This is a genomic window from Sandarakinorhabdus sp., assembly GCF_032115815.1.
Classification (GTDB): Bacteria; Pseudomonadota; Alphaproteobacteria; order Sphingomonadales; family Sphingomonadaceae; genus Sandarakinorhabdus.
In genome coordinates this window covers 1-4,686 of the sequence record NZ_JAUMBI010000154.1, presented here as the reverse complement: position 1 = coordinate 4,686, position 4,686 = coordinate 1, and the positions used below count along the sequence as shown (strand labels likewise).

Here is a 4,686-nt window from a genome sequence, read left to right as displayed (position 1 = left end):
CAGATTGCTGGCAATCACCGGCACGCCGGCATCCAGCGCCTCCACCAGCGGCAGGCCATAGCCTTCGGCAAAGCTGGGGAACAGCAAGGCGCGCGCGCCGGCCAGCAGCCGGGCGATTTCATCGTCTGACAAGGCGCCAGTTTCCACCACGCGGCTGCCGAAGCCACCGGCCTCCAGCCGCGCCAGCACATCATCACATGCCCAGCCGCGCCGCCCGATGATCACCAGCCGTGGTGCCGCCTCGCCATGCTGCGCCACCAGCCGTTGCCACACGTTCAGCAGCAGCAAGTGGTTCTTGCGACCTTCGATGGTGCCCAAAATGATGAAATCATCGCTCAGCGCCGGCCGCTCGCCCGCCGGCATGGCCAGACGCGGCGTGCCTGGCCACACCGGCAGTGACTGCGGCACCACCATGCCGATGCCCGCCGCATAGGCGTTCAGCCGATCCAGCGTGTCCTGGCTGTTGCCCAGTACGGCGTGGGCGATCCTGAGCAACGTCTTCACCCGCACCTCGTGCCGCGCCTTTTCGCCTTCGCGGCAATGCTCGGGGTGGGTGATCGGAATGATATCGTGCAGCATCAGCACCGGGCGGATATCGGCCGCGCGCACCCATTCGGCGAGCCCGGGCAAATTGAGCCCGGTGTGGCCGACATTCAGCCAGCGCCGCCCACGCCCCGGCTGCGGCCGCAACAGGTGGACAAGATTGCGCGCTGCCCAGCCCACAAAGCGCCGACGGAACCGGTCACGCGGGCCTTCCTCATCCAACAGCCGGAACAAGGCCTGCGATGCAGCCATCGGCAGGATGTGGCGGCCGCGCCGATGCACCAGCACGGCCTGTGCACGCGGTGCATAATGATCATGCCAGGCTAAGCACAGCCGATCGATGCCGGTCGGCCGCACCCCGGCCCAGCGCCGCCACACCATGCGCGAGGCATCCAGCAGCAAGGGGGCGGCGTTGTCGGCCACGAACTGGCGGCTCAATCCTGCTGGATGACGGTGGTGACGGTCGCGATCGGCAGCAGCGTCTGCGAGACGATGCTAACAAAGCGCTGCAGTTCGGCAATCGGGGAATTGGTGATGTAGATCAGATCCTTGTCGACCATGCGGAACTGCTGGGCGAGGAAATAGACCGCCGGGTCCTTCAGATCGAAACTGTAGATGACCGGCACGCGCGGTCCGCCTGGCGTGGCTGGTTCATCCCAGCGGAACAGGAAGACGCCGCGCGGATTGGCCCGGCCATCCTGCAGGCCACCAAAGCGGCCCAACGCCTGGGACAGCGTGATCCCCATTGCTTCAAAGCGGATCTCATCATTCTTGCCCGCTGCGCCCAGCACGGTGAAGCTGTAGGGCTGGAACAGCGCGGTGATCACGTCATCCTTGGCCAGCACGATATTGTTGTTGGCCTGGGTGATGATGTCGGCCAGTGCCATGCGGTAGGTGCGGCCGTCGCGCGTGACCTGGATGGTGGTCAGGTTGACCGGTGGCTTCACCCCGCCCACCTGGGCCAGCGCATCGAGCAGACGTTCACCGCGCGGGCTGATCGGCAGCCGGGCAGAATTGGTGACTTCGCCAACAACCGTCACGGTGGCGGTAGTGTTGCGCACCAGCCTCACAATCGCCTGCGGCGCATTTGCCCGGCCGCGCAGGCGGCGGACGATATCGGCTTCAATCTCGCGCAATGTGCGGCCGCCGGCTGGTACTTGGCCGGCGAAGGGCACGCTGATGCTGCCTTCGGGCCCCACCAGCAGTTCGGGCAGGGTGGTGGGCCGCGCCGTGCTGATCGCGGTGCCGATGCGGGTGTCGGTAGCGCCGCCGAACAACGCGGCCGGCGGGGCTTCCCAGATCGTCACTTCCAGGGCGTCGCCGGTGCCGACCACGGTGCCCACCGGCTTCGCACCGGCCAGCACATCGGCAAAGGCCGGCCATGGCGCTGGCGGCTTGAACTGTGCCGCCATGTCGCCACGCACCTGCACCACCTTGATCTGGGCGGCCGCCTCATTGGCGCTGGGCGGCACGGTGCCGCCGCTCAGCACGGCCTGGCGGCCGGGACCAAACGGCTGGCAGGCGGCCAATGCCAGACCGGATGCGATCATCAGCGCCAAGCGAGCGGTGGCAAACGGGCGGGAAAGCAGACGAGGAAGGGTCATGAACGAAAGGCTCGTGCAGTTTCGGGTTCCGGGGGCTGAAAACCGGTGTTGGCATGGCATCAGGCCCGGCCAATGTCAAAGCAAGGCCGCGCCGCTGCGCCAGCCTGAACAGGCCATAATCCCACCGGACGCGTACGCAGTTTCCGCCAGATGTTGCGAAAATGCGACGAACGGCGCCGCTCCGGATCGAAATCCTGCATGCCTTCGATCGAGAGAAACAGTCATGGCCAACAGATTTTGCATTGCAACTTCAAGACAAGGCTGGATGGTTTGGCAGTGGATCATATCTAAAAAAATCCCCCTTTTTCGGTCTGCTGCCTGATTAGCTTTGCCTTGCCTGAACGGAACGGTCTGCTGGTACGGCGCCAGTGTCCATCTAGGCGGCAAGGCCATTATCCGCTATCCGCGAAAGCAATTCCCCGGCCGCGGTTGGGGTGCCCCTTGTTGCGACGTGACGGAAACGATGAATTCTCAGCCCAAGATCGATCCGGGTTCGGCCGACGTGGCGCCGTTTGGCGGTCCGGGCCCCGTTGGCGGCCTGAAGCGCTGGCTTTCGGGGGCCGGCCTGTTGTTCTGGCTGTGTGTTGTGGCACCAACCGGTCTTGCGGCCCTGTATTTCGGCATATTGGCGTCGGATGTCTATATCTCTGAAAGCCGGTTCGTGGTGCGCAGCCCCAAGAAGCCGGCTGTTTCGGGCGTGGGCATGCTGCTGGAAACGGCCGGATTTTCGAATGGCAGCGATGAAATGCGCGCCGCTCAGGGCTATATCAGTTCGCGGGATGCGCTGCGGGCGCTCGATGCGGATGGCCTGGCCCGCCGGGCTTGGGGTAATGACGGCATCTTCATCCTCAATCGCTTCGATCCCTTCGGCTTTGATGGTTCGTTCGAGGAACTGTTCCTCTATTACGAGGACAAGGTCGCGGTTGATTTTGACAGCGAGACCGGGATTGCCACCATGATGGTGCGGGCATTCACACCGCAGGACGCGCAGGTGATGAACCGTCGCCTGTTGGATCGCGCCGAAGCGTTGGTGAATCAGCTGAACGATCGCAGCCGTGGCGATCTGGTGCGCTATGCTGAACGTGAGGTGATGGAAGCCCAGGGCCGGGCGCGCACAGCGGCGCTGGCGCTGGCATCGTTCCGCAACCGGGCCGGGGTGATTGATCCGGAACGCCAGGCCACCGTGCAGCTGCAGATGATTTCCAAGTTGCAGGACGAGCTGATCGGCGCGCGCATGCAATTGCTGCAATTGTCGGCCGCAGCGGCCGAAAATCCGCAGATCCCGCTGCTGAAGGTGCGTATTAACGGCTTGCAGCGGGCCATGGAGGAGCAGATGGGTGCAGTGGCCGGCAGCAGCGGGTCACTTTCGGCCACGGCGGCGCAGTATCAGCGCCTGCAGGTGGAACGCGAATTTGCAGACCGCCAGCTTTCGGCGGCTCTTGCCACGCTGCAGGATGCCCGAAACGAGGCGCGGCGCCAGCGCGCCTATGTCGAACGCGTCGCACTGCCGAGCCGGCCCGATGACTCGATGGAGCCCCTCCGCATTCGGGGCATCCTTTCAACGCTGATCGCCGGGCTGGTGGCGTGGGGCGTGCTGTCAATGCTGCTCGCCGGCGTGCGCGAGCACAAGGACTAGCCGCGATGTCTGCTGCCAACGCCTCGCTGGCACGTTCCGCCCGTATCCAGCTGGGCGTTCTGCGCGCGCTGTTGCTGCGTGAAGTACTCACGCGCTATGGCCGCCACAATATCGGATTCCTGTGGCTTTTCGTTGAACCCATGCTGTTCACGCTTGGCATCACCACCTTGTGGACCGTCGCCGGGCTGCACCAGTTGTCGGACCTGCCCATCGCCGCGTTTGCGCTTACGGGCTATTCAACCGTTCTGTTGTGGCGAAACATGCCCAATCGGTGCATCGGCGCCATCGCGCCCAATTCGGCGTTGATGTATCACCGCAACGTACGCATCATGGATATCTACATCGCGCGCATTGCGCTCGAGGCCATGGGGGCCACCACGTCTTTCGCTATTCTTGGTATGGCATTCGTCGGTCTTGAACTGATCGAACCCCCGGAGAACCTGCTGCTACTGGTCCTTGGCTGGTTTTTGACGGCATGGTTTGGTGCTGCCTTCGCGATTTTTCTCGGGGCGTTGTCAGAGAAATCCGAAACGGTCGAAAAGCTTTGGCATCCTGCAGCTTATCTGCTGTTCCCGCTGGCCGGTGCCGCGTTCCTGGTCGAGGCGCTGCCGCCCGATTTCCAGTCGGCGGCGCTGCTGATCCCTATGGTCAATTGCACGGAAATAATCCGGGACGCGTTCTTTGGCAGCGTCTTTCATGCACGGTACGATATTGGCTATCTGGTGGCCGTCAATCTTGGTCTCAGCATCATGGCCCTCGCTCTGGAGCGCAAGGTCAGCCGTGAGTATGTGCTCGAATGATCCAGCTGACCGACGTCCACAAATTCTATCCCGTGCGCGGCGGGCAGGTCGAGGTGCTCAAGGGCATCAACCTCACGGTCGAGCGCGGCGACCATGTCTGCAT

The 4,686-nt window shown here is 63.7% G+C and carries 4 protein-coding genes; 2 read left to right on the top strand and 2 right to left on the bottom strand.

Going from position 1 to position 4,686, the window contains the following annotated elements:
• Both RT662_RS09050 and RT662_RS09045 read right to left on the bottom strand, forming a co-directional pair.
• Positions 1-981 (bottom strand): glycosyltransferase (locus tag RT662_RS09050; RefSeq protein WP_313670389.1); only part of this gene is annotated, 981 nt, incomplete at its 3' end.
• Positions 978-2,093, bottom strand: a complete 1,116-nt coding sequence (locus tag RT662_RS09045; protein ID WP_313670388.1) for a polysaccharide biosynthesis/export family protein — start codon at positions 2,091-2,093, stop codon at positions 978-980. The genes RT662_RS09045 and RT662_RS09050, both read right to left, overlap by 4 nt.
• A 517-nt stretch (positions 2,094-2,610) precedes the next feature.
• Here RT662_RS09045 and RT662_RS09040 point away from each other — a divergent pair.
• Complete coding sequence (locus RT662_RS09040; protein ID WP_313670387.1) at positions 2,611-3,783, top strand: hypothetical protein; 1,173 nt, start codon at positions 2,611-2,613, stop codon at positions 3,781-3,783.
• A 5-nt stretch (positions 3,784-3,788) separates the two neighbouring features.
• Positions 3,789-4,583, top strand: a complete 795-nt coding sequence (locus RT662_RS09035; protein WP_313670386.1) for an ABC transporter permease — start codon at positions 3,789-3,791, stop codon at positions 4,581-4,583.
• The last annotated feature ends 103 nt before the right edge of the window (positions 4,584-4,686 follow it).

Excerpts from the sequence above, each read along its gene's own strand:
- RT662_RS09035 (WP_313670386.1), top strand. The coding sequence starts at position 3,789 with ATGTCTGCTGCCAACGCCTCGCTGGCACGTTCCGCCCGTATCCAGCTG.
- RT662_RS09040 (WP_313670387.1), top strand. The coding sequence starts at position 2,611 with ATGAATTCTCAGCCCAAGATCGATCCGGGTTCGGCCGACGTGGCGCCG.
- RT662_RS09045 (WP_313670388.1), bottom strand. The coding sequence starts at position 2,093 with ATGATCGCATCCGGTCTGGCATTGGCCGCCTGCCAGCCGTTTGGTCCC.